This is a genomic window from Alteromonas sp. ABV4_150, assembly GCF_056311745.1.
In genome coordinates this window covers 1,868,454-1,893,315 of the sequence record NZ_CM149971.1, presented here as the reverse complement: position 1 = coordinate 1,893,315, position 24,862 = coordinate 1,868,454, and the positions used below count along the sequence as shown (strand labels likewise).

The following is a 24,862-nucleotide window of genomic DNA, read 5'->3' as shown; positions in this document are numbered from 1 at the left end:
GTTGAAACCGGTAGGCAGAAAAAACAATAAAAGGAAAATAACATTGTTATCTCTTAACAAGCTCGCTTACATCAGCAAAGCAGCGTGCATAGGCGCTGCAGTATCAGCTATTGCGGCGTGCTCGTCTGCGCCATCAACCCCGCTTGCTGGTGTAAAATCACACACTCTGTCAAATGCCGTGATATACCAAACCAGCAGCAAAGAGTACCCTGTTCTTTCAAGTTTTGTGTATGGCCAAGCTATTTCAGCGCTACCTACGCGTTTTGCTAATGGCGATGTTGTGGTGATGGATGTTGATGAAACCGTGCTAGACAATAGCACCTATCAAAAAGAACGGGAAAGTGCTGGCTTGGGATATTCTTCACAAAGCTGGGCCGAATGGGTAAAACGTGAAGAAGCCACATTAGTACCCGGAGTCGCTGATTTTATCGACGAGGTTGTTAAGCGAAATGGCAAGGTGGCGCTTATTACGAATCGCAATAAAGCGCTTGATAGTCACACCTGGAATAACCTTTTGGCGCAAGGTTTGCCGCTTACCTCGAGTAATACCTGTGTTGTTGGCCGCACTGCTGAAGACAAAGAAGCGGTAGGCCAAGAAGGTATGGTTAATGACAAAGACTTGCGCAGAATGCAGCTTACCCAGGGCAAGATCGCATGTTCGAATACGTCTAAAGACGCGACGTCTACGTGGGCTGTGCCTCACACTATTATCATGCAAATTGGCGACAACATTGAAGATGTGGGCGGCGTAACTCAAGAATCTGCCAACGTTGAGTTGCTCATGCCACGAGTGGGCACAGAGATTTTTATTCTGCCAAACCCCATGTACGGTTCTTGGTAAACCATTGATAAAGTAAAATCAACGAATGTCGCTTTCTATATGGAAAGCGCCGTTCGTTAAATTAGCGCTGTCATCGTTAATGCCATTTCCCAGCCCTGAATAGGGCTTTATTTCTACCACATCCAGTAAGTAAGCGGATGTGCCCTGAGGGTCTTCATACAACCCGGTAGAAAACTCACCCGAGAAGGTGTAAGCCTGCTGGATGTCTATTCCTCTAATACCGCCTTGCTCGTGGGCATTATTCAACGAAACAAACACAATTTGATTTGGTGGCGGTGGTGGGTAATGAATACACGCGCCGAAATAAGGCACAATGAAGAACGCCGTTATTTCTCGCTGTGCATTGGCCTCTACAGGCACAATAAACCCGCTGAGTTCGACGTACTTGCCGTTAAATGTATTAACCGTATTCACTGAGATTAGTGCTTGCTGGTATTCATCGTCAAACGTGCGTTGAATAGACTGAAATACCTGTTCATGAAGGGGTAAATTTTGTTGAGAACTCTGAGTAGACTGGGCTTTACCCAGTAACACTTTTTCAGCTTCAGGTAGCAAGGCATCCCAAGATAAAACTTGATATTGTTGGGTTTCCTGCAGTCGCGTGCTGTCTTGATAAATGACAACGTCACTGCTGAAAAATCCGATAAGGCCGTTAAGTTTGCCATTAAGCCCTAAACCAACTAATGCACCTAATGCGGCGAATGCGATGAGGAAAGACAGTAAAGCAAAAGAGGGGCGCTTCATTTTTTGAGTCAGCGCCTAACTCGCTAGAATTTTTACTTTGCGCGTATAAGTGACTGGCACATTCTTTTTAAGCGCATACACTTTTAATACGAGTTCGTGGGTGCCTTCTTCTTGTGCCTGAAAGCTGATAGCTTGTTCGCCTTTAGCCGAGACCAGAGCGAATCGCTGCGGCGAAAGTAGTGTTACGCCGTCGCTTGCTATTATATCTACACTCACTTCTTTATAGTTCGAAGGAATAGTAAATCGCAAAGGTACAGCAGACGCTTCAAGCTTGGCCACTTCATGCTTCCTATCTATGTTAAGGGAAATAAGTGGTTCTTTCGCTGCCGCTAGGTGCTGCTGCATCATAGGATGCTGAAAACCAAACTGCATATTACCCATACCCGCGTGCAGTTCGCATGCACTGCTTTGAAATACTATCAAGCTTGATAAAAGAGTGGCTGCAATGACCGTCTTTTTCATGTTAGTTACTCCTCATACAGCGTAAAGCTGTCTAGCACTAATGAATAGGCTGATGTCCCAAGTGCGCTTTCGTGGTTGTCGATTTTTACCGTACCCTCGAACCAATAAGGGTCGTACAAGTTCTCAACTGCGATACCTTCTTTGTATTCAACATATAAAATTTGATTTGGCGGCGGTGGTGGCATATGCAAGCAAGCCCCAAAATACGGTACGACGAAAAACGCCGTCGCTTTTTGCTCTTCGTTTTGCTCTAGAGGCACAATAAATCCCGGGATGCGTATAGCCTTTCCATCAAACGCCTCTATCACTCGCGTCGACACCAACGCTTGTTGGTATCGCTGTGCTTGTTCATCTTCTAACTGCTTTGAAGCAAAATCATCAATTGAGTCAGCAGCAGACCCATCAGCAATATCATTTAAAAATTCAGGTCTGTTTAAAAGCGCACTCAAGTCGTCCTCGGGCATAAGGGCAACCCAGTCAATTTCCTCATAATCGGCGGCTTGGGTTTGGCTTAATGCGCTAATTAAAATCAATAGTGCAGCAACTAAACCCAATTTAACGCTAGTGTGCATAGCAAAAAATTTCACAAAGGTGACCTAACATATTATTCAACAATCACGTTATAACATATCACAACGTAGTGAATTGTGATAAACGTTTATCCTTTTAAAACGCTGTTTAAAGGCCTTGGATATTAATTTTTTTCTTGTATTCTCACGCAACCTTAAAACAAGGCTATAGTTATTGGAGAGAAAACCTGAAAGCAGACGGAACGCCTTCACATGCCCAAACTTGGTTTCATCGCCCTAACCTTTTTGATGACCTTCTTTTTCTTAAATAAATTAGCAATTGCTAATACTCAATTAAACTTGGCACCTAACGATGACGTTATAAAGGGCATTAAAGCACTGCATCGTAATCCAGAAATAGAAATGACTAAGTTAAAAACCTTATTAGAAGAAAATGACGCTCACCCAGAGCGACACAAATGGCTTTATTTGTATGCACTGGGCAAGGAAAAACGCGGTGAATATGATGCAGCACTAGACTTAGTGGAAGCCGGTTTACGCAACATCAATACAGAAGGTTTGATGCGGCAACGCCTGAAGATGCTACAAGCCAAGATTTACGCTAATACTGGCGAAGTAATGACTGCGATAACGCTACTTAATTCAGTAAAGCAGTGGTCTATCAACAATGGCATCATACAATTAAACATTGGCGTTCTTATGACGCTCGGCACAGTCTTTGAAAGCATACAAGAACACCAATTAGCACTGGATAACTACTTGGTGGCCTATGAAATGGCCGTACAGTTTAAAACGCAAATTTCAGCACCTCATATTGCCGGGTTAATTGGAACTGTTTATTTAGAACTGTCTAGATATGAAGATGCAAGAAACTATTTACTAGAAGCTTATGACTTTTCGAAAAAGAAAAACAATGCACTGGTCCAAGGGCGCTTCGCCGAAAAAATTGCGCTAGTAGAATACGAATTATTAGATGTCGAGAGCTCAGAAGAATATTTCGACCAAGCCATAGAGATTGCCCAACGTATTAAAGACACACCTTTACTAGCCCGCTCACTGCTAGGAAAAGGAAAAATGTTGCTACGCCAAACAGACAAAGGAAAAAGTATTGAGGTTGTCCGTTCTTACTACGAAACGGCCCTTTTACTCGCCAGCAACTTAGATAACAAGACCCTTTATTTTGACGCACTGCTTGCTCTCTCGAAGCTGGCGCTTTCCAATGGAGATATCGATGTAGCCTTGTTGCGATTGGAAGAGGCCGAAGCGTTATTGAAAGGAAAAAAGCCGGGACAGCAAAACCTTAAGGCGGCGCACCTTAGATTGTCGATTATGGAAACTAGCAATAACGAGCGATCACAAATTAATGCGCTTAAAAATTTTATCTCGCTTAGTGAGACAGTGTCACAATCACTCGACAAATCAAGGGTTCAAGTCATCAGGACGCTATACGAATTAGACGAAATTCAAGAGGAAAATACTAATTTAAAAAAGGTAACTCGACTACAAGCTGAAAAACTCAATCTCAATAAACAGCGCAACTACCTTTTTGGAGCCTTGGCAGGGCTTCTATTCCTTCTAAGTATATCGCTTTTTCTGCTATACGCTAAACGCATTCGCTACCAGAGGAGATTGGAAAAATTAGCAACAACAGATTCATTAACGCGCTTCTTTAATAGAGGTAAAACCTTAGAGCTGCTAGATGCTCAAATTAATAACCTTGCACAGAATGGCCATGATTTTTGTGTGGCCATGCTAGACATCGATTTCTTTAAAATGATAAACGATAAATACGGACATAAGGTGGGCGACGATGCATTACGTCTATTTTCCAACGTCGCGCGTGAACACTTCACTGACAATGTATTAATGGGACGCTTAGGCGGAGAGGAGTTTCTATTTATTTTCGATAAAATTTCGTTAAAAGACGCGCTAGCTTCCCTCGACGTGTTTCGCTGCTCATTAAAAGAAACTTCTCAAGATGAACTATCTGATGAAATTAAACTCACCTTTTCAGCAGGTTTAATGGCTATATCAACCTCGCAAAGCGTCACCTCTGTTTTGGAAAATACAGACATAGCACTCTACCAAGCCAAAGAGTCTGGTAGAGGCAAAACCGTAATATTTAATTGTTTGTAATTTGAGACATGTCACTAGGAAAAATATTCACATCTTTCCTCATTGCACCTTTCAATATATTTTCAGCTTTTCTAAAAAAATAAAATTATCCAAAAAATTCAACATCTTAAAAAACAAAAAGAGAAATAACACAACCTGGCACAGATCACGCATAATCTATACTAACGAATAAGTGCAGAACGTAATTTGTAGCCAGGACGGCTTTAGCGACGGAGAGGCCAGATTACGTAAATATCAAAGACTGAAGGTGACGACATAGGAAGTATATGGAATGGTCACCAAGGATAAAAGGATGAGTCAGTGTTTGAGATTAAAGGATACCTGTGGAGCATTCGTTAAATTGCTGGTCGATGATGAGGTTAGGTAAAAGATAACCTAAATAAACTCGCAGGATGCAAGGCTCTTGTTTCATAAGGATTGCGAACAGGCACTGAGTACCTACATCGCAAGCATCGACAATGATGTCTCGTGCAGCAAGGGACTGTTGACCCAATTTGGATTCGTTGAAGTATATGTGTGTTGCTTCAGCGAGACCATAGTGAGGACACTGGTAATGTCGTCGATATTATTAGTGAGTTGTCACCCGACGACATTCCTCTCCCCTCTAAGGCCCATCCCGGCCTTTACATACCTCTGATTTTGGCCCGCCTTTGGCGGGCATTTTTTTATCTTCATTTGTGATAAAATTACGTTGTTTCTTTATCGCCTACCAAAAGGGCTACCTGCGTGCTTTCGCCGTCTGCATCTACCATTGTTTTTAGAGTTCTTTTTTGTGCGTTGCTCGCTACGTCTGTTGGCCAAAGCGTTATGCTTACCACACTCCCTTCTATGGGGCGACAGGCGAACCTTTCTGAATTTCACATTGCCACTATTATGTCTAGCTCTGCACTTATCTTTGCGTTCGGTACGAATGTGTGGAGCAAGGTCGCTAAGCGTGCGGGCTTTAAACGTATTTTAATGGTTGGTCTGTCGGGTTATAGCTTGGGCACGTTTGCCTTCGCTAGTGCATGGATGGCAGGTTTTTCTGGCATTATAAGCGGCACCAATTTGTTTTTGGCATTGTTGATAAGCCGAAGTCTGCAATCAACCATTATGTCTGCAACTCCGCCTTCTGCGGTAGGTTATGCCGTCGCCATCAGTACGCCCCAAAGTAGAGTAAGTGCAATCAGCAAAGTCACCTCTGCAAGCAACGTAGGGCAAATTGTTGGTCCGGCTTACGCTGGATTATTGGTAGGGTTCGGCTTACTAGCTCCACTGTACAGTATTGTTTTATTGACCTTGTTAGCGCTGACATTGGTGTATTATAAGCTGCCAGTTTTACCCCCTTTATCTAAGCAGCAGACAGCTGTGCATACAGGTGAAGACAGTCGAGCTCCCACCAAACTACCGTATGTGTTTGTTGCTGCATGTATTTGCGTGTTCTGCGCGATGGCAATGATGCAGCAGTCGCTAGGTTTCTTTTTTATCGATTTCTATCATTACACGCCTGTTGAAGCCGCTCGACAAGTGGGTTTTGCAATGATGGTCAGCGCTGCAGCCTCTCTTACTGCGCAATTTGGTTGGGTACAAAAAGGCCGAATAAGCAAAGAAGCGATGATCACTATCGCGCTTCCGCTATTGGGCTTAGCCTACTTGCTGATCTTTCTTCAACATTCGTTATTTATGCTTTACGCGGCCATGACATTAATGGGTTTAGGTATGGGAATGGCCTACCCATCTTTGGCAGCTGCGGCAACGACCTACTGTGCCCCCTCTCAACAAGCCACGATCACTGGGTTAATTACAGCAACGACTGCCATGGGCTACGTAATAGGTCCGCCACTGGCAGCTTTCATTTACCAACTGGACATCGCGCTACCGTTCGCTATCGCGTCAGCGCTAATCGCAGCAACCACATGCGTCGTCTACATAACATTGCGAAGAATAAGACACGTTGGCTAGAGCCTGTTAACCGTTGCTATACATTTGGCCCAATTCGCCATCAAAGCTAAACAGGCCTTAGCGAATTAATGCCAGCCTGACAGGTGACAGGAATACGCCTATTTCAAAGGTATTTATTTTTTTACCTTTTATTTTTAAAAAAGCGGAACCTTTTTATAATTAGGCTATCTTAACTTATACATGAAGTCGTTGAGTGTGCGTCTTTGTGGTGTGTAAATGTGTTTTCCAAGTTATGTTGTGGTTTTTTAAGGGGCTATTTAGCCCCTTTTCTTTTGCTCTCATCTTTCCTTTTCCAGTGCGTATTCCTCGCTTACTTTTATAGTGCTAACCCAACGTACACCTATCTATTTTATTTGCATTAGTTTCTCTTATGACCAATCAGTTAATCTAAAAAATAGAACTAAACAATCCTGATCGTTTCACCTTTAGAAATGGAAATGAGAATTATTACCAAATAAAATAGTTGCTCAAGATTACAGGAGTAAGCTAATGTCTAAACCGCAACCTCGCAGAGCTATTGTCACCCAATCAGTCCGAATTACCCCAAATATGCAGCGTGTACACCTTAGTGGGGAAGACCTTTTTACCTTTCCCTCGGTCACTGCAGGTGCGTACATTAAACTTATGTTCGACCTAGAAGGGAACCCGCTCAAACGCCCCACAGACACAAGCCAAGTGGCAATGCGCACCTATACAGTTGCGCACTTTGACGCAGAGAAGCCTGAAATGGTTCTGGATATGGTTATCCATGCCGATGGTGGTAAAACTGGCCCTGCGTCGGCATGGGCAACAAGTACAAAGCCTGGCGATATCATCACGCTCGCAGGGCCCGGTTCTAGTAAGGGACTAAGCGAGCAATATGATTGGATACTGTTGGCTGGCGACATGACAGCGCTTCCTAGTATTAGAAATCACCTTGCTGAGCTTCCTGCGCAAACCAAAGGCTACGCCGTGATTAGAATTGAAGACGAAAAGGATGCAGTTACACTTAAAAAACCCGAAGGAGTAACGGTGATATGGGAACATGAGCAATCTTTACCTTCCCGCCTTGACCAGTTAACTTGGCTCGACGGAACCCCCACTGTTTGGGTGGCGTGTGAATTTTCTGATATGCGGGCGATTCGGACATGGCTCAAGGACGAAAAATCCGTGGCGCACGAGAATATTTATATTAGTAGCTACTGGAAGCATGGCCGCAGTGAAGATCAACATAAAATAGAAAAAAGGCAGGACAGTGAAGCGTATGCTAAAACATTGGCCTAGCTGATGACTATGCTTCCTGTAGGCTTTGCAAGAACTTGTAAATTCTGCATAAAAAACAACTGTGCGGCAAGATTTTTACAAACAACAAATTCAATACTTTCATACACCTACATAATGGAACAGCATTTGCTGCTGAGAAAATAACTGGCCAATTAATTCCGCCAGTTTTTTCAACCAATTGTTTGGATAAGGAGAGCAAGTTATGAACAGTGATCGTATTGAAGGTAATTGGAAAGAAATGAAAGGTAAGGTGCAGCAAAAGTGGGGCAAACTTACCGATGACGACCTAGATGTAATTGACGGTCGACGTGAAGAACTAGTAGGTAAGATTCAACAAGCTTATGGCAAAAGCCGTGACGAAGCTGAAAAAGAGGTCGATGGTTATTTCAATTAATCGCCGTCTTCAATATATGAATTAAGACACTGGCAGTATAACAATCTGGTATCACTGTATTGTTAATCTTTACTGCTACTAAAAGGGCCGCTGCATAATGCAGCGGCCCTTTTTATTTGTGTCGTAGTCAAGGGAGGTTATGCCCTTTGATTTTTTATCACTCTTCCGTCTTAGGCTGTAAGTTATCGCGAACTTCCCTTGCGTCAAAGCTCGTTGCCGACGTTGGACGCGTACCTTTGCCTATCTCAATGCTCAAGATACTTTCGATCTCACTTTGCTGAGAGCCCCCTACAAACACACCCGTTTCGAATTGGGTAGTAGGGTGGTAGGACGTTCTGCAAGTGAGCACACCGCACTCGGTAACCCGTGTATATCGCTGACTAAAGCCTGCGGTAGGTGTGGTTTGCACGGTTTCCTTATCTACTAAGGTCTCTCGGTCAGTCACTACAAACCAGTCGTAACCTTCTAATAACGTAAGCTCGGCAGCACGGAGCATGGCGTAATCCATCGCCTTGCCTTTATCAGACCCCTTCGCTTTGAAATGCACGCGATATTGGGTATCACTCAACTTACTTTCCGTGTAGCCAAAGCCGCCTTTTTTGGCCTGTCTATAATCGGGTTGACTGGCGCAGCCCGCCATAATTAATACCGCAAGTACTAACATAATTTTAGTTTTCATCATTTACTCCTTCGGCCTTGTCAGCTAGCCAAGTTGCTTCAATTGCGTTTTTCTCTTGCTCTCGGTTTAATGGCGCAGACGCCATCATTTTGTCTAACTCTTCTTCCATTACTTTAGCGCTAGTGGCGGTTTGATATTGACCTGCATTCTCACCTAGCTCGTCCAATTTGCTAGCGGCAAGCTGCCACGCACCTTGCTTATCTTTACAAGCAATCATTACATTTAGTTCATCTTTCGATGCGACTTCAGCCTGTCTACAGTAGTTAAACTCCGTATTTACGAAAGACAACTGCGGCGTAACCGTCACGCCCGAATCAAAAGTTGTTGCTTCGCCAGTTAGGTTACTGTCGAGTACCGATGATACTCTCGCCCAATGAGAAGGCTGCGTTGTTTCAGCGCCCTGTTGATTAAAGAACACTAAGCCCGTTAATACCGCCACACTCGCAGCTATAGCAAAAGGCCCCTTCCACTTCGTTTGTTTATGTGGCGCACTATTAGTTGAATTCGCTTTCTTTGGAAACGGCTTAACGTTTTCCGCAGGGCTTTGATTTACAGAGCCTTGCTTTGCAGCGCTTACGCTGGCTAAGCTTGCATCAGATGCCTGTACGCCGCTTGCCTGGCTTAACGTTTTTTCATCACTCAAAAGGGCCACGATTTCTTTAGGCAGCGCCACTGCTGTCGCTTTTTCTGCAGCCACCTTCACAACTCTATCCACTTCTGCAAGTGCGGCGAGTCGGTCAGAAACGGTAACATCGTGCGCTATCGCTTCACGAACCAGATCCATCTCAGCGGTATCTAACTCTCCATCTAAAAATGCTGAGAGTTTTTCGTCAGTTAAGATCACGATAGCACCTCGTTTTGACCATTTAGTAAGTTTGATATTTTTGCTCTCGCTCTGGCAAGACGGCTCATAATGGTGCCCGTCGGTACCTGCAACACTTCAGAAGCATCCGCATAACTCATCCCTTGTACAGCAACCAAAGAAAGGGTTTCTCTTTGCTCACAGGGTAACTCATCCATAGCGCTTGAGACTTGTTTAAGCGTAATTGTCTGCGTTATTGCGTCATCTATGTCATTGCAGCTATTCGCCGATTGCGCTTCATAGGAAAGGGCATCTGTCGCATTGGTTCTAACTTTCTTCGCTCTGTATTCGTCTATCCAACAGTTGCGGCACACTCTAAATGCCCAAGCCATTAATGTAACTTGCTCAGGAAGCGGTTTACTCAATAGCCGTTCAAGCGTGTTCTGAAGTAAATCATCAGCATCATGCATGTTACCCGTCAACGAATATGCAAATTTTCGCAATGACGGGACGAGTTCAGTCAACTCATCTTTCATTTTCATGTACCTTTGTAGGGTTCCCGTTATCTCTACCCTGTTAACGAGCCACTTTTGTTTTTATTCCACGTACTACGACCTATTTTTTTACTGCACTGTATTGCAGCGGTCTATGAGCCATCTAGACAAGGCGAATGTTTAACAGTCTAAAGGGTCGCATTGGAATTTTTCTTCTGTCTAATCGTCACTACACTGTATGGTAGTGGTAAATGCCTGTTCGCCTTGAGCGCACATTTAGAACAACGTTTGTGCACAATGGACCACAGGCCTCTAATAGAGGCTATGGCACAATTTATGCCATTCCTTCTTTAGGCACCGATCTGCCCCAACGTTAACGTAAAGGTAGTAAAATGAAGTACACACTCATTGTGGCGATTTTGAGTTTGATTGCGGCACCAACATCACAAGCCCAACTAGCAGGAACATTGAATCAAGTGGTGTCTCCTGTGCGTCCGATAATTGATCGAACCTCCTCCGACCTAAACGCCATTCGCGAGGAAGCAAGACGAAAAGCGCAATCATCTATCGAAGGCGCCAGAGGCTTATCAACAGTGGCGTCGGGCGTACTAGGCGACATTCCTGCCCCCCGATTTATCGCTCCTGCAGCAACCACTATTTTATCGACTTCAGGCCTGGTAATTGTTAATGAAGTAACGGTTGAAAATGGCTTTCTGGCTGTCGAAAAGGAGTGGCTATTCCTAGGGGAAGAAGCCGACAAAGTACACTTTCAAGGTGCCAATATTGAAATACAAAAAGCTCAGTTTTTGCCCGCGCTCTCTCAGTGGCTTTTTAAAGTTAAAGTCACAGGAGATGAGGATGATGTGTCGTCTATTCGCAACAGTTTGCCCCATAATTTGCAGTCTCAAATTGGTCGAAATCATATTTATTTATCACAGACCAAGCCCACTTCGAACGGGTCTTTTCAAGAGATAAGCAGTGAAAAGCTGGAAACCTGTCCAACCCCACTGCGCATTGGAATGGTTGATACTCATGTAGCGTCCAATCACCCACTGCTCTCACACGTTAATCTAACGCAAGCGTCTTTTATTGTTGGTCATAATCAAGATCGAAATCAGGAGCAAGATGGCAATGCGGGCAGCGAAACTGACGTTGCCTTTTCGTCAGACCACGGTACCGCAGTAGCCAGCCTATTGGCGGCGTCGTTGCCTAAGTCTAGCCAGGTGTTTAACGCCAGTGTGTTTTATTCGCGTAATAGCGTTAGCCAAGGCGCTACGCTAATGTCGTTAATTGAAGGTTTAAACTATCTTGCCTCACAGCAGGTAGACGCCATAAACATGAGTCTTGCAGGTCCCGACAACCCTATTTTAGCGCGGGTCATAAATCAATTGGATAAGAGCGGTATTCAAATCATTGCTGCGGTGGGCAACGAGGGACCAGCCTCTTTACCCTTGTACCCCGCGGCTTATACAGAAACGTTAGGCATTACGGCCGTTGATAAATCTAATGTAATTTACCGGTGGGCAAACCAAGGGGATTACGTTGATTTTGCTGCGTTTGGCGTGTCGGTAGATGCCGCACATCCTAATGGAAAAACGATCAGGCAAACGGGAACCTCTATGGCTTCACCGCGCGCCACCGCTTTGTATGCATGCTTTTTGCGCGAAAAACAAGAAAGGAACGCTGCCTTGTTGAAACTTCAGCAGCTAGCTTTAGATGCAGGGGCTCCCGGACGAGACAGCGTATTCGGTTTTGGTGTGCTGCCTTAAATTAAGCGTGCTGTTCATTATAGAATTTATATTAACGCCCACTAAAAATGAACGTTAATGCCTAACTCAGCAATGGTTTCTTGGTAATTTGCACCATCGACGCTAGAAGCAAAGTCTCCATATTGCGTAGACAGTTTAATATCAACATTGTTGTGAATGGCGTAATCGGCACTCATCTCAACAACGTGTCTGTCGTCTTCCCTGCCTATACCTCCATCTTGTTCTGAGGCGTAATCTCTTACATCTAATTGATAGGCAACCGTAAGCTTCAAGGGTTTACTAAACACCGCTAGAGGATAGGTGTACGCTAGATCCATCCCAATACCGGTGTAGTCGAACACATTATTTTGGGCATCTTCATTTTGATACTTAAGTGCGATTTGGAAGAAGTCTTCCCCTTCGAAGAAGTAAAATAGGTCACTGCGCACAGCTGCTACTTCACTATCTCGGTTTGGCGTACCTTCAGGCGTGTTCTCGAATTGTTTATCGATAAGGTCGCTACTAACACGCAAGTAAGTGCGCTGCCCCAACAATTTTCCGACAGATAATCCAGACTGTTGATAGGTGAGGAAGTCACGCCCGTCTAGCTCAGCGCTAGCGTGATAGTAGTGCGCTCCTAGTTTGGCGAAGTCAAACGCATAGCTGGTGCTAGCGGACAGTGTGGTAAGGCCAAGATCGAACTCGCTTAGCGTTTGATAGTTGGTATTCGCCTGACTTACCGACAGTACATTTTCCCATTTCGCTGTGGGTTTCACCAGCACCTTTAGCTGAGCTTCTGACTGTACCGCGCCGTCGGCCACCTCTGAATTCGTATCGAGCTCGCTAACGCTCACATTGCTATCAGAGCGGTACCCTAAATAGCCAGACCCTGAGAATGAAATCGTTTGATGTTTTGCGTTTGTATGATTCGCATCTTCATCATTGTGCGAGTGACTGTCAGAGCCCGCATAAGCAGCGCTACTACCGAGTAAAACAGCTGCCACGGACAGCGATAGGCATTTGCGGCAGCCACGAATAAGGTTGTTTGTTGTTGATGAGTGTTGAAGTATTTGCGTATTCATTGTTGTTACCTACCACAGAGAAAATGAAACTTAGCGATTGCTGTTTTTAAGGAGAGACGTGAGATTTGACTTGAGGTGCTCGCTTTAAGGAATGCACGATAGCGAGGCAGTGTATTCGCACTTGCAGCCTAGACCTTAAATAGCGGCTTGCCTTTCTATTTAGACAAGCCGCACTCAGACTTTAAGGTGGCTATTTAACGTGCTAGCTCAAGATTGCTCTACGCCCACCTAGTGGTTTAGGCCCTTATATTAAAGGCCAAGCGCACCTGAGATACTTGAAGCTACGTTGTCGTTTACAGTGCTTGTTACGGCGCTTTCAACCGAACTCGCCACGGTATTATTTACCGTGCTTGCTACGGTGCTATCCACCGTATTTGCTACCGTGCTTTCTACCGTATTTGCTACCGTGCTTTCTACCGTATTTCCTACCGTATTTCCTACCGTATTTGCGACTGTTGCTGACACAGTTTGCTCGACTGTATTTGAAACTGCGCCTTCTACAGAGCTATCCACCGTACTTGCTACCGTACTTGCTACCGTGCTTTCTACCGTGCTTTCTACCGTATTTCCTACCGTGTCAGTAATTGTTCCTTCGACAGCGGTGCCAACCGTTCCGGTTACAGAACTGGTCACTGAGCTTGCTACGGTGCTGGCTGCTGTATTGGCTACGCCGCCGTTTACCGCACTTTCGATGGTGCCTGCAGCCGTGTTCGATAAGGTACTACCTGCTGCTGTTTCTGCAGTATTGTTTAGTGCACCACTTACACTGCCAGCTAGCGAAACTCCTGCGGTATTTTCCGCACCATTGTTTGTTAGTGAACCGATTTGGTTCAATGCCAAGCTTGGCGCTGTCTGCGCTGTACTTTCTGCTTCACTTTCTGCTCCATCGACTTGTTCTGCATTTCCAGACGCTGATGACAGTACAGATAATGACCCAGACACACTACTTGTCAGTGCGCCTGCCACTGGCGAAGTTATCGAATTCGCCATATCTGAGGTTGCAGAAACTTGACTCACTCCCTGATCGGCAGATAGATCGTTGCTTGTTTGGTTTGCGGATAATTGTTCACCGGTATCGGCTGAGCTCTCGGTGGACATTTGGCTCTGCGTAGATGCTTCGCCTTCGGCAGAAGTCTGGGTATTAACCTGATTTGCAGACTGTGTAGTTGCACCGCTTGTTAGTGAAAGCGATGCAGAAGTCGACGCATTAGCTGATGTGTTAGCAGAGAACGTGGTTTCTTGAGCCAACACAGACGTTGACGCGATACCTAAAGCCAGTGCAATTGCAGTATTTAACTTTTTCATCCGTTTATCTCCGTTTTTCATAAAGGACACTGAGATAACGATTAGACGAAAGGTTTTATTCCGTTGGGGGAGATACTTTTTTGCGAAGAACAGAAAAAGCCCTGTAAAAACAGGGCTTTCTTAAAACTATTTTTCTGAAGCAGTCATGCTCTTTTCCCACCAGGGAAGTGAAAAATCTATATTATCTGGGTCGTAGGTTTTAGCATATTTCATTTTTACAGAACTCCAAAACGCTGCTTTGAAGACAGGGTCGTAAATGACAAACTCACCTTGTTCTCGATACTGCTCAAACAGTTTTTGGTAGGCACCTACAGGTGTTAACGGGTTGTCTTGTTGAAAAACCACATCACCACCATAGGCTTCATAAAGCGCTTTAGATACTTTCCAGCTTTTTGCCATACCTTCAGCCATTGCCAAACGGTAGCGCTCTAGTTCTTCATCTTGATAAGTGCCATCACTATCTAATTCAACGGTCCAAAGTTTAATGACAGAGTATGCAGACTGAATTTCGCTGTCGTTGGGCTCTATGGCGTTTTTATTTGCGAAATCAGAAAGTACAGATTCGGTAATTTTGTTACCAAGCGCGCGTTGCGCCAAAATATTGCGCACTTCTTTTTCTGATTTGTCAGTGAGAATAGACTGAAAACGATCAACGTCTGCCTGTGAAGGCTGTAGTTCAGTACTAGAAATAGATTTGTTAAACAAACGAGCAATAATTTCGTTTGCGGCTTGCGGTGTATTAATCCCAAGCGAAACCACTATGGCTGCAAATAGCACCATAGGAATTACGTTCGAACGCGTCACTTTGTATGCTTCCCTAAGTTCCAATAATTAGCACAAGCACAAGACACATTCATTTGTTATTGTAAGAATTTTCCGTTGTCTTGCGAAATGACATCTAACAGGCTTTATACTTTAGATTAGTTTTGTTTAAAATTCCACTTTCTTACGCATAGATTTTTTCGCACCCTGTTGTTTTTTTACATCTAAACGACGGGCTTTAGCTGCTCGGCTTACCTTAGTTTTTATACGCGGCTTTTGTTCTACGGTTGCCGCCTTTATCCACGCGACAAGGCGCGCTAATGCATCTTCTCTATTTTGTTCTTGAGTGCGAAAATTTTGTGCTTTAAGTACAAAAACGCCTTCGTTAGTAACGCGACTATCTTTCGCATTCAGTAATTTGGCTTTAAGCTTATCGGGTAAGGTCGACTTATTGATATCAAATCGCAGATGTATTGCGCTACTTACCTTATTGACGTTTTGCCCCCCGCTACCTTGAGCGCGAATAGCCTGAAGTTCGGCTTCGTCCTCATCTATCGAGATAGAGCTAGTTATCTTTAATTCCATATCAGTTCCTATATGCTTAGTAGCATGGCGTATTATTTTTTCTGCGCATATATCACGCTAATAGCTTGCGACTATAACTCATCGCTTACTTGACCGTTAAAAGGTAACTCGATAGGTTAATTTATCCCCTATCTTGGAAACACAGCATGCTCACTATTTTACTTATCGTTATTTGTATCTTTGTAGGTCTTATTTGGTTTACTGCAAAAATGGATAGCAGCATCGAGTCAGCGTTTCGGCCGTCAGGAAAACTTACCCCTGTCGAGGGAGGAATTATTCACTGGCAAAAACAAGGGAATGGACCATCACTTTTACTTATTCACGGCTTACTAGGCAATAGTAACAACTTTAATGAATTAGCAAAAATCCTTGCGCAGCATTACACGGTTTATTCCGTAGACCGTCCTGGTAGCGGTTTTTCTAGTCGATACAAAACCACATCGGCCAGCTTTGAGCAGCAAAGTAAAATGTTATTAGAATGGATGGAAAAAGAAGGCGTTAAAGAAGCTAGCGTTGCTGGTCACTCGATGGGCGGGGGTATTGCGTTAAGGATGGCAATTGATGCACCTAGTGTCATTAAATCTGTATCATTGCTATGCCCGTTAACTACGCCACTTAAAGGCGGTGCTGGCCCGCTTTCGGTGCTTTACATACCCAACGAATTTGTGCGCAATAGCATATCTAAAACCATTGCCAGTCCATTAAGAGCAAAACTGGGTAAAAAACAGGTTGCTCAAATTTTTCATCCAGAACCTGTACCTACCTATTTTTCTGTTGAAGGAGGCGGATTACTTGCGCTTCATTCTCGCAGCTTTTATGAAGGAAGCCGTGATACTGTTTCTGCACAAGGTAGCTTACATAGACAGCAGTCTTTTTACGGTGAAATCCAATGCCCCGTAGGCGTCCTATACGGCGAAAAGGACACCATCTTAAGGCCAAGCGAGCATATCGAAGCTGTCACTTCGGCAATAGACTCGGCTGAACATAAAGTAATTCCTGACGCTGGTCACATGATACCCATTACTCAGGCGCAAATATGTGCCGACTTTATTGTTGAGATTGACAGTAAAGCGGAACAAGCCGACTAATGAAACACAGCGCCCATTTTTGAAGTGTGAGCATTGTGAGAGAACTCAACAATTGCCAGCGCGTTTTGTCTGCCAGATTCAGTCTGTTTTAATTTACGCAACTGGTCAGCCACACGCTCAATACCATCGTATTCCTTACACATCTCAAGAGGGCTCGATTCAAGCGTAATATTGTAGCTACTATACCAAGTTTTCATTTGTTCACTGTCCCCTTCTGACAATGAGATGAGTAAATGATACATACGAATAAATGCAAGTTGCTTTCGGTACTCCGCTGTGCCGCTTTCAAAACCAAGCAAGGTAGTTTGCGCAAGAGAGGAAGGAGAAATACCCAATATTTCAGAGGCTTGTTTGATATTTAAACCCAGCTCTTGATAAGCCCAAGTGAACGCTTTGGTTACTACGCTGGTAGGAAATGGTAATCTATTCATAATTTCGCCTCGTTTCATCAAATAATCGCAACTAGATTTTTTGCTAACTATGCATTGATTTGCGAAATACGTACCAACTCGCTTGCTAGTTAATTATTCACTTAAAACGTCCCCAGCTAAGACGCTTGCTTTGCTGCAACTTTTGCTAAATGTGATGAGATACCTTCTGGTTCGATATTAAACCTGTGCTCGGAAAGCCATTCAACGGCCTCTTCGATTATTTCAACAAACGTAACTTCGATATTGAGCCCTTTGTACACGCGTTTAAGTTGACTCTTAGTCGTTGCTTTTGCTGTCGAATCACCTAATACAACCGCAACGTGAGTCAAGCCCAAAGGTTGCATTGCCGCCGTACGCTCGCGCAGCTGTGCTTCTGCATCGGGTATCAGCAGCGACTCTCCTGTAACGCACACGATATTACACCACTTTTTGCCAAATAACCCTTGAGCACTTACTCGGTATTCATCAGCAAAGCTTTTAACACATTCTTGATTCCATGGACCGAAAGCTTGTGTTACGACGGCGTCACCACACCGAGTTACAATAAATTCACCATGAGCGTACCGCATTAAACCACCTGATTATTCGAGCAAATTATTGAGTAGCATATATTCAGATACTGTATAAGATGAGTATCTTTTACTACGCGGTGTTATGTACAGCGCGCAGTAAAAGTATGGTCCAAAATTTATTAAATGCGAAAAATATTAAAGATGCTAAAAAAGTGAAGTTTATGCCGCTAGAATAGTGAGCAACTCCGCAAATGTAGGACGACCTTGAATATCAAGTGGCAACCGCAATTCTCTAGCAATATCGCTCACGCTGATAACACCACGAACTTCGTGACTCTCTCTGTCCATTACTAGGCAGTGATGTTGCCCGTAATCTTTGAGTGTCTCTATCACATCACCCACCGATGAATGAGTTAATTCAGTGTAATCAAAAGACATAAGCGACGTTTTGGGGCGCATAAAATCGTGAATCGTTAACTCTTCGCGTTTCACTTTAAGCTCGCTTAAACGCTGAACAATTTGCTGTTCACCTACATCATGACTGGTAACAATTCCAATGAAACGATTTTCACTGTTCACCACCAGCATCATACGAACGTGTGACTGACGCATAATCGAATCTGCTTTGATTGCCGGTGTTCTGGCATCCAGAACATGTGGCAAGTGCTGCTTAAAGTCCGTGAAAACAGCCATAGCAGATGAGTTAACGGTAATAGTGTTTTCGACAACCGGCCATGCCAATGTATCAATAGATTCAGTTTTATATAGATTTAAGGCGTGCATACCTTTCTCCTAATCAAAAGTAAAAAATTAGTTTTTCAAATGATTAAGTGAAAGAGGGCGGCCCTCGAATGATGTTAGCGCGAAGTTTAGTAAAGGCCTCTGCATCAACCGTTTCACTAGCCGAAAATAAGTATTCTTCCAAACCGTTAATTAGGCTGAAAAACGAAATATCATCGTCAACGTCGTCGCCCAGTACTTCGAAAGCGGAGCTTTCCCATTCGCTAAGTAATGTCGAGAACGCAGTAGCGCCGTTCGACTGCTGAGCAATATTTTGCTCACTTCGCCCCTCTCCAATTACGGAGACGGATACCAGTGATGAGAATAACGCTGGCAAAATAATTGCCAACAAAACGAATGAAACGCGCAAAGCGTACGACCTCTACCTGACTAGACGATGTTGAAGCAAAGCAGCCAAGTTTATGACTGCTTATTTGAACTATAAGAACATTTAACACGTTTTACATAGGTGTTGAGCGCATTAAATCGACGATTAAACGATCCATCTTCGAAGAACGAAGCATGTGTTCACCCGCTTTAACGAGTTGTTATTGCATGTTTGTTCTAAAAACAAGAACGAATACTCCCAATAAATGTGATGATTAGCCCACGCTATTAGAAATACACTAAGGCTACTTAACAAATGAGGCGTTTTATTCAGCGGGCATTTAGCTGGTGAGATAACGAGACTAGCAGAGGGCCAAAACAAGCTGCACGCTAGTAAGTAAAAATGGAAGTGATATGAAACCTAGGTGGTCAAGACCTATAGTTGTTCTACATTGGATATCTGCGCTTGCCGTTGTTGGCATGTTTGCATCAGGACTATGGATGGTCGACCTTACTTATTACAGCGACTGGTATAAAACCGCGCCACACTGGCACAAGAGCGTTGGATTAATTTTGTTAGCTATCACCGTAATCCGCTTGGTGGCTCGCATAGTTACTACAAGACCACCGTCATATGGCACCCATTTAGAAAAAGGACTAAGCCACGCAGCTCACGGGCTTTTGTACACCCTGATTATCGCGCTATTCGCGAGCGGCTATTTAATTTCAACGGCCGATGGAAGAAGCATCGACGTATTTAATTGGTTTTCTGTACCTGCAATGGGCGAGTTCTTTGAAAATCAAGAAGACATTGCAGGAGAGGCCCATTTTTATATTGCGTGGTCAGTGATTGTATTGGCGATCATTCACGCGCTGGCTGCGCTGAAACACCACTTTATTGGTAACGATGACACACTGAAGCAGATGTTACGGCTTCGATGATATTGAGGAAAAAGGAGAAATGATGAAGAAGTTAACACTTGCCTTAGCCGCTGCGCTGTCTTTAAGCACCGCTAATGCCGCAGATTACGTGATTGATAGTAAAGGCGCCCACGCGTCTATCAACTTTAAAATTCAACACTTGGGCTACTCGTGGCTTACTGGTCGTTTCAATGATTTTAAAGGTAACTTCAGTTACGATGACAAAGCACCAAGTGCAGCAAAGATTATGGTGACTATCGATACAGACAGTATCGACTCGAACCATGCAGAGCGTGATAAGCACCTTAAGAGCGACGATTTCTTAAATGTTGACGACTTTCCAGAAGCGAAGTTTGTCAGCACAAAAATTGTCGATAAAGGTAACGGCATGATGGATGTAATGGGTGACTTCACGCTTCACGGTGTGACAAAGCCTATTACTATCGAAGCCAAAAAGATTGGCGAAGGCAAAGATCCATGGGGCGGCTATCGTGCAGGCTTTATGGGCACAACGACGATTGCACTTAAAGACTATGGCATCGACTATGATTTAGGCCCAGCGTCGCAAACGGTAGAATTAGAGCTTCACGTGGAAGGCGTGAAACAATAGCTATTTACGTTTAGTCCCATCGAGCTAAATTTATGATTTAAGAAAGCCCCAAACATGGGGCTTTCTTTTTCATATGTGGTTAGTGAAGCTTCAGCTTGGGGCTGATGGCCTGACTTAACTTTTTCACAAGAAGCTTTAGTGCACCTTTTATCTTTCCGTGTACTGCAAATTGATGCATGTTGTATAAAGAAACATAGACCAGCTTAGCTAAACGCCCTTCAATAAACATACTGCTGTTAGATAACGAGCCCATTAGGCTTCCCACCGTGCTGTATTTGCTTAAGTGAACGAGCGATCCATAGTCTTTGTACGTAAAGTCTTTCGTGTCTTTTTGAGTAAATAACGATGTTATATTATGTGCAACAATATCCGCCATTTGGTGAGCAGACTGCGCTCGAGGCGGCACCCACTTTCCATTTTCCTGCTGGAAGCCACAGCAGTCGCCTAACACCCAAATATTTTTGTGAGACGAACTACGAAGTTGTTTATCAACAAGAATCTGATTGGCTCTGTTTGTCTCAAAAAGCTCAAGCTTGGTAATAAAGTCAGGCGCTTTAACGCCTGCTGCCCATACCATCAAATCGGCATCAAGGCGCCCACCGTCTTTGGTGATTAACCCTTTGGCATCGGCTTCAGCCACCATGGTTTGCTCTTTTATATCGACACCCAGCTTATACAGTGCTTTTTTTGCAGAGTTCGCAATCCGTTCTGGCAATGCCGGTAAAATTCGATCGCCCGCTTCTACTATAGAAATTTTTAGGCGAGAAGCTGACATATCTGGCATGCCATAGGCCTTCGACAAGTTCGCAACGTGATGAAGCTGCGCAGCCAATTCAGTGCCCGTAGCCCCTGCACCCACTATAGCAACTTTAATTTTGGCGTCTTTGTCTTCTTGCTGATTAATACGGATAAGCTGATTGAGAAGTGCTCTATGAAAGCGCTCAGCTTGCTTCAATGAATCAAGGAAGTAACAATGCTCAGCAACTCCTGGTGTGCCGAAGTCGTTACTCACGCTGCCAACGGCTAGTACTAACTGATCGTATTGAATTTCGCGTTCGGGTAAAACTTGTGTCCCTTCCTCGTCAATTAAAGGAGACAAGGTTATGGTTTGCGCCTGCGCGTTAAGCGAGCACATTTCACCTAATTGGAAGCGGTAATGATGGGATGCAGCGTGAATTGCGTAGTCCACACCGTCTGAATGTTTATCAATTACACCGGCGGCTACTTCGTGTAAGAGCGGCTTCCAGATATGAGTTCGACTGCGATCGACAAGGGTGATTTCGGCTTGTTTTTTTCTCCCGAGGGTTCGGCTTAAGCGACTGGCTAATTCAAGACCACCAGCACCGCCACCAACAATTACTATTTTTTGCATGGGTATACCTATTAACAATCATTCCACCTATATCGCCTCGCCGTTTAAAGCGCAATACATGGCATGACTGAAACCCATGCTGATAGCTACAGACTACGCCTGAAGGCAATGAGGTACAAGCGGATCACGGCGATAGTCTATATTTCTGGGATTAATAGTAATCTATTACATATGTCTATTTAAGCTTATAAGGTAAACGATGCCGTTATCATGTAGTTGCGAGGCCGCCCCGGAAAATAACGCGGCCCAGTGAAACTGGTAAAATCAGCGCGTTCGGCGTATGCCGTGTCAAATAAGTTATTAATCCGCGCATATAGCGTAATATCGTCACTCACGCTGTAACGCACGCGAGCATGCACTAAGTCATGCCCATCATATTCGTTTAGGTTTTCAGCGTCGGTAAAATAGCGTCCAACATGCTGCCACTCTAACTGAGTTTGTACCGATTTCGACACATCGAAGCTTAAGCGAGTGTTAAACTGAAGCTTGGGCGCGGTATCGATATCATTACCCTCAATGTCTTGTTCACCTGAAAGCTGGCTGTGTTCATAAGTGTGCCTTGCGTAAGTACCAGCAAAATCTAAGCGAAGCGCCTCGCTTAGTTTCTGGTCAAAAGCTAGCTCTACCCCTCTATGCCAAGTTTCGCCGTTACTTACATTAAAGAAGTCGCTATCGCGATAAATAACATTGTCCTTGCGCAGGCTATAAAGGCTTAGCGTATAGTTGCCCTTTAACAGCGCGCCGGTTACGCCCACCTCAATATTGTCAGCCGTTACTGAATCTAGATCTGAAACAGTCTGTGCGCGTTGTAAGCGATACAACTCTGTTGCCTGAGGGGCGCGATAGCCTCTAGCAACTCCCCCAAATAATTGTGTTTGCTCATTTAATTGATAACGGACGGAGAGTTTAGGACTGAAATTATCATAATCGTTTTCACTGTCTGCAGGTCTGGAATATCTACAGCCGCCAAACCCACATTCTGTACCATCTTCACGTACACGACCTACATTCATATTATTGGTGTAGTCGTATTTCATGGACTCAAAACGCCCGCCAGCAGAAATAGCCCAACGCTCAGTTTGCCAATTGAAAATAAAGAAAGGTGCGAATAAGGTGGCGTCCACATCGTAATCGTAATGCTTGCCTACAGGTATCGTTTCCACTAGAAAAGCAGAACCTTCGGTGACGCTGTCTTGCGATTGGGTGAGTTCACCTTCGGTATATTCAATGTCAACCCCAATATCTGTGCTTAGGTTGTCGTTGATAACATAGTTGAATTGGGACAGTACACCAACCCCTTGTTGCGCATTGGTTTCAAGAGGCTTTCCGGGCAGAAAGTGCATGCGAAAACGCATATCTTGGTTACGTACATAAGGTGTAATTGAAAGGGCGTGACCGCCATTAAAAGTGGTGTCTAGTTTACTCCACAACCTGAAACTTTCTGCCTTTCGAAACGCCTCGGGATTAGGATTGCTTTTCGCTAATTGCGTGTCTTTGTAACTTTCAAACCCTACTATGTATCCAGCCGTTTCCTGCTCTAAATGGGTATAGGTAAGTCCACTTGTGATAACCGTGTTATCCCACTCAATCCGGTGGCGAAGCGAAACCTTCTCTTGGTCAACGCCTTCTTCATCTCTGTATCCGGTGTCACGGGTTACGCTAGCCGCAATGCCTACACCGCTACTACCGAAGTCTTTCCCTTCTTTAAGCTTAATGCGATGAAAGCCATAGGAGCCATAATCAGCACTTAGCAAGCCTTCGCCTTGCGTGGTATCTGGCGTGATTACGTTAATAACCCCGTGAATGGCATTAGAACCATAAAGCGCTGACGCCGGACCTTTAATTACGTCAATACGCTCAGCAAGCTCGCCATTAGCTTCAAACAATTCATTGATATTGCAAAATCCTGCCGCTCGAAGCGGAATACCGTCTTCAGCAGCTAAAATGCCTCCGCATGCCCCTGCACCGGTTAACACGGGTGAACGCAGGGCTGGTAGATACTCTTGCCCGTTACCACGCTGCACGCCTGCCCCCGCTATATAGTTAAGCGACTCTTGAATATGCTGAAATGAAAGCAGTGAAAGTGTTTCTTCTGAGATAGACGATACCGCGTAGCCAGAAGCATTCATACTACCTTGTATACGAGAAGACGTAGTTTCTATTCTTTCTATCTCATTGGTTTCATGGGCGAGCACGGCAGGCGATAACAGTGCCGTTGTTAGCAATGAAAGTGGAAAGCTTGGGGCAAAGCGCATTATCTATCCTTTTGATGACAAATGTTTTTTTAGCAATTAGCTCTAGTGTATCGTTAATTAGTGAATGAATGGGTTAAAAACCGATAAACTATTGCAATGTTCAGATAACTAAGCCAATTATGTGATTAAACCCTTGGCGTAATCTTTGCTGTAATTTTTGCTGTGAGCTTGGCTAAAAGCCTTGTAAAAGCAATGAGTAGTTACCTTACTCACTGACTACACACGGCCATAAATACTGCACAGTAAATAGGCAGTGCGTTATCAAAAAAGTTGAGCCATTAGTTAAACACCGTTGCACTAAAACAAAAACCATGTTCGCTGGAGGAATCATTGGACACACTTATTCCGAGTCTTTCACAGCTTATCGAATTTGCTGTAGCCCCTGTATTTTTACTTACCGGTATTGCGGGGTTCCTAAACGTAATGTCGTCCCGGTTGGGGCGAATATCAGATAGGGTCAGAGTCGCAGAAAGGCAAATTCATACCTTGTCAGACCCACATATTGTCGACCGCTCTAAAAAAGAAATAAAAGTACTGTGGCGCAGGGTGAAAGTCATCAACTGGGCGATTGGACTTTGTGTCGCTTCGGGGCTAATGGTTTGTACGGTTATTATGGCGCTCTTTTCCGGGTCACTGTGGGTGGTCGATTTGAAAACGCCTATTATAGTACTGTTTATATTGGCAATGATGTTTCTTATCAGTGCACTTATTGTATTTCTGGTTGAAGTGAAGCTTGCCACCAATACTATAAACTTAGTCAGAACTATTCGATAGTTTCTTTATTTCAGCTCCAAAGCA

General features: G+C 44.2%; 27 protein-coding genes. 10 read left to right on the top strand and 17 right to left on the bottom strand.

Going from position 1 to position 24,862, the window contains the following annotated elements; genetic code table 11:
• Nucleotides 1-43 precede the first annotated feature (43 nt).
• Nucleotides 44-841 (top strand): 5'-nucleotidase, lipoprotein e(P4) family, encoded by a 798-nt coding sequence (locus tag ACYX4M_RS08310; RefSeq protein WP_476082628.1) that lies wholly within the window; start codon nucleotides 44-46, stop codon nucleotides 839-841.
• Between the two features lie 18 nt (nucleotides 842-859).
• Here ACYX4M_RS08310 and ACYX4M_RS08305 read toward each other — a convergent pair whose 3' ends face one another.
• From ACYX4M_RS08305 to ACYX4M_RS08295, 3 genes are read right to left on the bottom strand one after another with little or no spacing between them, the layout of a single operon-like run.
• Nucleotides 860-1,585, bottom strand: coding sequence for a DUF3299 domain-containing protein (locus tag ACYX4M_RS08305; RefSeq protein ID WP_476082627.1), 726 nt, complete (start codon nucleotides 1,583-1,585; stop codon nucleotides 860-862).
• Between the two features lie 15 nt (nucleotides 1,586-1,600).
• Nucleotides 1,601-2,047: a hypothetical protein gene (locus ACYX4M_RS08300; protein ID WP_476082626.1), complete on the bottom strand. Its 447-nt coding sequence runs from the start codon at nucleotides 2,045-2,047 to the stop codon at nucleotides 1,601-1,603.
• 5 nt (nucleotides 2,048-2,052) lie between these two features.
• Nucleotides 2,053-2,619, bottom strand: a complete 567-nt coding sequence (locus ACYX4M_RS08295) for a DUF3299 domain-containing protein (RefSeq protein ID WP_476082864.1) — start codon at nucleotides 2,617-2,619, stop codon at nucleotides 2,053-2,055.
• 210 nt (nucleotides 2,620-2,829) lie between these two features.
• Here ACYX4M_RS08295 and ACYX4M_RS08290 point away from each other — a divergent pair, with 210 nt between their 5' ends.
• Nucleotides 2,830-4,713: a tetratricopeptide repeat-containing diguanylate cyclase gene (locus ACYX4M_RS08290; protein WP_476082625.1), complete on the top strand. Its 1,884-nt coding sequence runs from the start codon at nucleotides 2,830-2,832 to the stop codon at nucleotides 4,711-4,713.
• Between the two features lie 310 nt (nucleotides 4,714-5,023).
• On the opposite strand, the gene ACYX4M_RS08285 is transcribed toward ACYX4M_RS08290, so the two are convergent.
• On the bottom strand, nucleotides 5,024-5,206 hold the full coding sequence (locus ACYX4M_RS08285; protein ID WP_476082624.1) for a hypothetical protein: 183 nt from the start codon (nucleotides 5,204-5,206) through the stop codon (nucleotides 5,024-5,026).
• 284 nt (nucleotides 5,207-5,490) lie between these two features.
• Between ACYX4M_RS08285 and ACYX4M_RS08280 the strand changes: the two genes are divergently transcribed.
• The 3 genes from ACYX4M_RS08280 to ACYX4M_RS08270 all read left to right on the top strand — a co-directional run bounded on the left by ACYX4M_RS08280 (nucleotide 5,491) and on the right by ACYX4M_RS08270 (nucleotide 8,311).
• Nucleotides 5,491-6,654 (top strand): MFS transporter, encoded by a 1,164-nt coding sequence (locus ACYX4M_RS08280; protein WP_476082863.1) that lies wholly within the window; start codon nucleotides 5,491-5,493, stop codon nucleotides 6,652-6,654.
• 489 nt (nucleotides 6,655-7,143) lie between these two features.
• The gene (locus ACYX4M_RS08275; protein WP_476082623.1) at nucleotides 7,144-7,917 is read left to right on the top strand and encodes a siderophore-interacting protein; all 774 of its coding nucleotides are present in this window, start codon (nucleotides 7,144-7,146) and stop codon (nucleotides 7,915-7,917) included.
• Between the two features lie 202 nt (nucleotides 7,918-8,119).
• Nucleotides 8,120-8,311, top strand: a complete 192-nt coding sequence (locus tag ACYX4M_RS08270; RefSeq protein WP_014951177.1) for a CsbD family protein — start codon at nucleotides 8,120-8,122, stop codon at nucleotides 8,309-8,311.
• 157 nt (nucleotides 8,312-8,468) lie between these two features.
• Here the strand turns inward: ACYX4M_RS08270 and ACYX4M_RS08265 are convergent, their stop codons facing one another.
• Genes ACYX4M_RS08265 through ACYX4M_RS08255 form a run of 3 tightly spaced genes read right to left on the bottom strand, consistent with a single transcriptional unit; the run spans nucleotide 8,469 to nucleotide 10,328 of the window.
• Complete coding sequence (locus ACYX4M_RS08265; RefSeq protein ID WP_476082862.1) at nucleotides 8,469-8,990, bottom strand: CC0125/CC1285 family lipoprotein; 522 nt, start codon at nucleotides 8,988-8,990, stop codon at nucleotides 8,469-8,471.
• Nucleotides 8,980-9,834 (bottom strand): anti-sigma factor, encoded by an 855-nt coding sequence (locus tag ACYX4M_RS08260; protein ID WP_476082622.1) that lies wholly within the window; start codon nucleotides 9,832-9,834, stop codon nucleotides 8,980-8,982. The genes ACYX4M_RS08265 and ACYX4M_RS08260 overlap by 11 nt, the downstream gene beginning before the upstream one ends.
• Nucleotides 9,831-10,328, bottom strand: a complete 498-nt coding sequence (locus ACYX4M_RS08255; protein ID WP_039229337.1) for an RNA polymerase sigma factor — start codon at nucleotides 10,326-10,328, stop codon at nucleotides 9,831-9,833. The genes ACYX4M_RS08260 and ACYX4M_RS08255 overlap by 4 nt, the downstream gene beginning before the upstream one ends.
• A gap of 350 nt (nucleotides 10,329-10,678) precedes the next feature.
• On the opposite strand from ACYX4M_RS08255, the gene ACYX4M_RS08250 reads away from it, so the two are divergent.
• Nucleotides 10,679-12,055 carry a S8 family serine peptidase gene (locus tag ACYX4M_RS08250; RefSeq protein ID WP_476082621.1) on the top strand — a complete coding sequence of 459 codons (1,377 nt, stop codon included), beginning with the start codon at nucleotides 10,679-10,681 and terminating at the stop codon, nucleotides 12,053-12,055.
• 41 nt (nucleotides 12,056-12,096) lie between these two features.
• Here the strand turns inward: ACYX4M_RS08250 and ACYX4M_RS08245 are convergent, their stop codons facing one another.
• From ACYX4M_RS08245 to arfB, 4 genes are all read right to left on the bottom strand, one after another.
• Complete coding sequence (locus ACYX4M_RS08245; protein ID WP_476082620.1) at nucleotides 12,097-13,116, bottom strand: outer membrane beta-barrel protein; 1,020 nt, start codon at nucleotides 13,114-13,116, stop codon at nucleotides 12,097-12,099.
• 249 nt (nucleotides 13,117-13,365) lie between these two features.
• Nucleotides 13,366-14,421 carry a hypothetical protein gene (locus tag ACYX4M_RS08240; RefSeq protein WP_476082619.1) on the bottom strand — a complete coding sequence of 352 codons (1,056 nt, stop codon included), beginning with the start codon at nucleotides 14,419-14,421 and terminating at the stop codon, nucleotides 13,366-13,368.
• 126 nt (nucleotides 14,422-14,547) lie between these two features.
• The gene (locus ACYX4M_RS08235; protein WP_476082618.1) at nucleotides 14,548-15,225 is read right to left on the bottom strand and encodes a SurA N-terminal domain-containing protein; all 678 of its coding nucleotides are present in this window, start codon (nucleotides 15,223-15,225) and stop codon (nucleotides 14,548-14,550) included.
• A 126-nt stretch (nucleotides 15,226-15,351) separates the two neighbouring features.
• Nucleotides 15,352-15,768, bottom strand: a complete 417-nt coding sequence (gene arfB / locus ACYX4M_RS08230; RefSeq protein ID WP_476074559.1) for an alternative ribosome rescue aminoacyl-tRNA hydrolase ArfB — start codon at nucleotides 15,766-15,768, stop codon at nucleotides 15,352-15,354.
• A 146-nt stretch (nucleotides 15,769-15,914) separates the two neighbouring features.
• Here arfB and ACYX4M_RS08225 point away from each other — a divergent pair, with 146 nt between their 5' ends.
• The gene (locus ACYX4M_RS08225; protein ID WP_476082617.1) at nucleotides 15,915-16,856 is read left to right on the top strand and encodes an alpha/beta fold hydrolase; all 942 of its coding nucleotides are present in this window, start codon (nucleotides 15,915-15,917) and stop codon (nucleotides 16,854-16,856) included.
• Here ACYX4M_RS08225 and ACYX4M_RS08220 read toward each other — a convergent pair.
• From ACYX4M_RS08220 to ACYX4M_RS08205, 4 genes are all read right to left on the bottom strand, one after another.
• The gene (locus ACYX4M_RS08220; protein ID WP_476082616.1) at nucleotides 16,853-17,287 is read right to left on the bottom strand and encodes a hypothetical protein; all 435 of its coding nucleotides are present in this window, start codon (nucleotides 17,285-17,287) and stop codon (nucleotides 16,853-16,855) included. The genes ACYX4M_RS08225 and ACYX4M_RS08220 overlap by 4 nt on opposite strands.
• A 116-nt stretch (nucleotides 17,288-17,403) precedes the next feature.
• Entirely contained in the window at nucleotides 17,404-17,856 is a 453-nt protein-coding gene (locus ACYX4M_RS08215) for a hypothetical protein (protein WP_476082615.1), read from the bottom strand.
• Between the two features lie 162 nt (nucleotides 17,857-18,018).
• Nucleotides 18,019-18,582, bottom strand: coding sequence for a CBS domain-containing protein (locus ACYX4M_RS08210; RefSeq protein ID WP_476082614.1), 564 nt, complete (start codon nucleotides 18,580-18,582; stop codon nucleotides 18,019-18,021).
• A gap of 43 nt (nucleotides 18,583-18,625) precedes the next feature.
• Nucleotides 18,626-18,949: a hypothetical protein gene (locus ACYX4M_RS08205; RefSeq protein WP_476082613.1), complete on the bottom strand. Its 324-nt coding sequence runs from the start codon at nucleotides 18,947-18,949 to the stop codon at nucleotides 18,626-18,628.
• Between the two features lie 371 nt (nucleotides 18,950-19,320).
• Here ACYX4M_RS08205 and ACYX4M_RS08200 point away from each other — a divergent pair, with 371 nt between their 5' ends.
• Complete coding sequence (locus tag ACYX4M_RS08200) at nucleotides 19,321-19,848, top strand: cytochrome b (protein WP_476082612.1); 528 nt, start codon at nucleotides 19,321-19,323, stop codon at nucleotides 19,846-19,848.
• Between the two features lie 22 nt (nucleotides 19,849-19,870).
• Nucleotides 19,871-20,437: a YceI family protein gene (locus ACYX4M_RS08195; RefSeq protein WP_476082861.1), complete on the top strand. Its 567-nt coding sequence runs from the start codon at nucleotides 19,871-19,873 to the stop codon at nucleotides 20,435-20,437.
• A gap of 79 nt (nucleotides 20,438-20,516) precedes the next feature.
• On the opposite strand, the gene ACYX4M_RS08190 is transcribed toward ACYX4M_RS08195, so the two are convergent.
• Together ACYX4M_RS08190 and ACYX4M_RS08185 are read right to left on the bottom strand one after the other, a co-directional pair.
• Nucleotides 20,517-21,809 carry an NAD(P)/FAD-dependent oxidoreductase gene (locus ACYX4M_RS08190; protein ID WP_476082611.1) on the bottom strand — a complete coding sequence of 431 codons (1,293 nt, stop codon included), beginning with the start codon at nucleotides 21,807-21,809 and terminating at the stop codon, nucleotides 20,517-20,519.
• Between the two features lie 185 nt (nucleotides 21,810-21,994).
• Nucleotides 21,995-24,064, bottom strand: a complete 2,070-nt coding sequence (locus ACYX4M_RS08185) for a TonB-dependent receptor (protein WP_476082610.1) — start codon at nucleotides 24,062-24,064, stop codon at nucleotides 21,995-21,997.
• A 330-nt stretch (nucleotides 24,065-24,394) separates the two neighbouring features.
• Here ACYX4M_RS08185 and ACYX4M_RS08180 point away from each other — a divergent pair, with 330 nt between their 5' ends.
• Complete coding sequence (locus ACYX4M_RS08180) at nucleotides 24,395-24,838, top strand: DUF2721 domain-containing protein (RefSeq protein ID WP_118491429.1); 444 nt, start codon at nucleotides 24,395-24,397, stop codon at nucleotides 24,836-24,838.
• Nucleotides 24,839-24,862: the final 24 nt, after the last annotated feature.

Excerpts from the sequence above, each read along its gene's own strand:
- ACYX4M_RS08295 (WP_476082864.1), bottom strand. The coding sequence starts at position 2,619 with ATGCACACTAGCGTTAAATTGGGTTTAGTTGCTGCACTATTGATTTTA.
- ACYX4M_RS08215 (WP_476082615.1), bottom strand. The coding sequence starts at position 17,856 with ATGCGGTACGCTCATGGTGAATTTATTGTAACTCGGTGTGGTGACGCC.
- ACYX4M_RS08270 (WP_014951177.1), top strand. The coding sequence starts at position 8,120 with ATGAACAGTGATCGTATTGAAGGTAATTGGAAAGAAATGAAAGGTAAG.
- ACYX4M_RS08265 (WP_476082862.1), bottom strand. The coding sequence starts at position 8,990 with ATGAAAACTAAAATTATGTTAGTACTTGCGGTATTAATTATGGCGGGC.
- ACYX4M_RS08250 (WP_476082621.1), top strand. The coding sequence starts at position 10,679 with ATGAAGTACACACTCATTGTGGCGATTTTGAGTTTGATTGCGGCACCA.
- ACYX4M_RS08300 (WP_476082626.1), bottom strand. The coding sequence starts at position 2,047 with ATGAAAAAGACGGTCATTGCAGCCACTCTTTTATCAAGCTTGATAGTA.
- ACYX4M_RS08245 (WP_476082620.1), bottom strand. The coding sequence starts at position 13,116 with ATGAATACGCAAATACTTCAACACTCATCAACAACAAACAACCTTATT.
- ACYX4M_RS08290 (WP_476082625.1), top strand. The coding sequence starts at position 2,830 with ATGCCCAAACTTGGTTTCATCGCCCTAACCTTTTTGATGACCTTCTTT.
- ACYX4M_RS08240 (WP_476082619.1), bottom strand. The coding sequence starts at position 14,421 with ATGAAAAAGTTAAATACTGCAATTGCACTGGCTTTAGGTATCGCGTCA.
- ACYX4M_RS08190 (WP_476082611.1), bottom strand. The coding sequence starts at position 21,809 with ATGCAAAAAATAGTAATTGTTGGTGGCGGTGCTGGTGGTCTTGAATTA.
- ACYX4M_RS08200 (WP_476082612.1), top strand. The coding sequence starts at position 19,321 with ATGAAACCTAGGTGGTCAAGACCTATAGTTGTTCTACATTGGATATCT.
- ACYX4M_RS08210 (WP_476082614.1), bottom strand. The coding sequence starts at position 18,582 with ATGCACGCCTTAAATCTATATAAAACTGAATCTATTGATACATTGGCA.
- ACYX4M_RS08275 (WP_476082623.1), top strand. The coding sequence starts at position 7,144 with ATGTCTAAACCGCAACCTCGCAGAGCTATTGTCACCCAATCAGTCCGA.
- ACYX4M_RS08195 (WP_476082861.1), top strand. The coding sequence starts at position 19,871 with ATGAAGAAGTTAACACTTGCCTTAGCCGCTGCGCTGTCTTTAAGCACC.
- ACYX4M_RS08220 (WP_476082616.1), bottom strand. The coding sequence starts at position 17,287 with ATGAATAGATTACCATTTCCTACCAGCGTAGTAACCAAAGCGTTCACT.
- ACYX4M_RS08255 (WP_039229337.1), bottom strand. The coding sequence starts at position 10,328 with ATGAAAGATGAGTTGACTGAACTCGTCCCGTCATTGCGAAAATTTGCA.
- ACYX4M_RS08185 (WP_476082610.1), bottom strand. The coding sequence starts at position 24,064 with ATGCGCTTTGCCCCAAGCTTTCCACTTTCATTGCTAACAACGGCACTG.
- arfB (WP_476074559.1), bottom strand. The coding sequence starts at position 15,768 with ATGGAATTAAAGATAACTAGCTCTATCTCGATAGATGAGGACGAAGCC.
- ACYX4M_RS08225 (WP_476082617.1), top strand. The coding sequence starts at position 15,915 with ATGCTCACTATTTTACTTATCGTTATTTGTATCTTTGTAGGTCTTATT.
- ACYX4M_RS08305 (WP_476082627.1), bottom strand. The coding sequence starts at position 1,585 with ATGAAGCGCCCCTCTTTTGCTTTACTGTCTTTCCTCATCGCATTCGCC.